Raw genomic sequence first — 1365 nt, forward strand, 5'->3', positions numbered from 1 at the left:
CTGAGGAGAGCCTATAGCTAAAACAGGAACTTGATAAGAGAAACGGTCAGTATGCTGAGGTTTTGAGTTTCGCCAAGAAGCAGAATCAAACGCTTGAAAAAGTGGCTGGAGAAAACAAGGCGTTAAAAAAAGAAAATAAGACACTAAAAGAGAGAGTTGCCGTACTGGAACAATGGAAAGACAAAATGGTTCAGTGGGCTAAAGAAAAATTACCAAAGATGCGGAAGTTAGCGGCATCGTTTTTCCGTACGGCTGGAATGCCTAGAGAAGCCAATAAATACAAGGACAATGAATTAGAGCGGTGAAAACGGGCAATCAATTGCCCTTCCAAAATTTCCACCACTTTTTTTGTTTGGTGGCTGCGATCATTTTTTGTGTCTCAAGGGACTCACGTAATGCAGCGGTGAGTGTCTCGTGCCTTTCTTGCTGTCTTTTTTCGAATCGTTCCATCCGTTCTGCCATGTGGCGGTTGAATTCTTCCTGTCGTTTCATGAATTCGACCAAAGGATTGTCTTGTAGCGATGTAGCGGTATCCGATATGGTCAGTTTTGAACGATATAGGCTGGCTATATGCTTTACCGTTTCGTCGAGTGAGTGTCCATTGATTTTAGTCATTGTACATAGATACTCTAAAGTCTTTACGTCATCCTCGGTATAGAGTCGCCATCCTTTTGAGTCCTTATTGAATGAATACCCTTGTTCTTCAAGCATACTTGCATACTTGCGGACGGTCACAGGCTCTATACCGAGATGTTTTGCGACGTCTTTTGACGATAATTTAACTCCCATATCCATCACGAATCACCCCTTAAAAAGGGTTCGCTATAGCGAGGCTAAAGCCCTTTAAGTACTGCACCCTTTATTTGAGTTGTTTTGTAAAAGGGTGCAATTGAAAAGGAACGCTGCGTTACTAAATGAACGGAGAAAGTCAGTTATATCAAGGGGTTAAAGGCGATTTTTTAAGTTCGAGTTTGTTTTGGAGCGGAGAAAAAGAAAGAACTGATAAGGAAACCCGAGGAATCCTGGTCAGTTCTTTTGGGGTTGAATCTGACAAGAAAAGTAAGCCAAACGAAAGTGTAGAATGAACCCATCCTTTGAGTGTGCATCAAAACGGGCTTATTCATAATATGGCTAAAAATATCTGTGGTTACTCATGGATCACGGAGTGCCCAGTTATACGCACCAAATAAATTGGGGCGTACGGGCGGAAATGACCCGCAGGGGCTTTTGATAAAGAGGAGGGGGTAGTAATGCAAGAGATTGATTTTGAAACAGGGATGAAATATGTAAGAGCAACCCTTGGCTTTGAGGGTTTAGTGTTGACGGAAGGAGAGGAAAAGCTTTTAGAAAGGCGGTTTCATGGAG

3 protein-coding genes are annotated in these 1365 nt (G+C 42.4%); 2 read left to right on the plus strand and 1 reads right to left on the minus strand.

Annotated elements, in window-relative coordinates:
• The first annotated feature begins 62 nt into the window (after positions 1 to 62).
• Positions 63 to 305: a hypothetical protein gene (locus ACFU9E_RS35495; protein ID WP_380715709.1), complete on the plus strand. Its 243-nt coding sequence runs from the start codon at positions 63 to 65 to the stop codon at positions 303 to 305.
• Positions 306 to 315: 10 nt separating this feature from the next.
• Here ACFU9E_RS35495 and ACFU9E_RS35500 read toward each other — a convergent pair whose 3' ends face one another.
• Positions 316 to 795 (minus strand): DUF3967 domain-containing protein, encoded by a 480-nt coding sequence (locus tag ACFU9E_RS35500; protein WP_048407174.1) that lies wholly within the window; start codon positions 793 to 795, stop codon positions 316 to 318.
• Between the two features lie 119 nt (positions 796 to 914).
• On the opposite strand from ACFU9E_RS35500, the gene ACFU9E_RS35505 reads away from it, so the two are divergent.
• On the plus strand, positions 915 to 1085 hold the full coding sequence (locus tag ACFU9E_RS35505) for a hypothetical protein (protein WP_208561537.1): 171 nt from the start codon (positions 915 to 917) through the stop codon (positions 1083 to 1085).
• Positions 1086 to 1365: the final 280 nt, after the last annotated feature.

The sequence above is a fragment of the Kitasatospora sp. NPDC057595 genome (assembly GCF_042800875.1).
Classification (GTDB): Bacteria; Actinomycetota; Actinomycetes; order Streptomycetales; family Streptomycetaceae; genus Kitasatospora.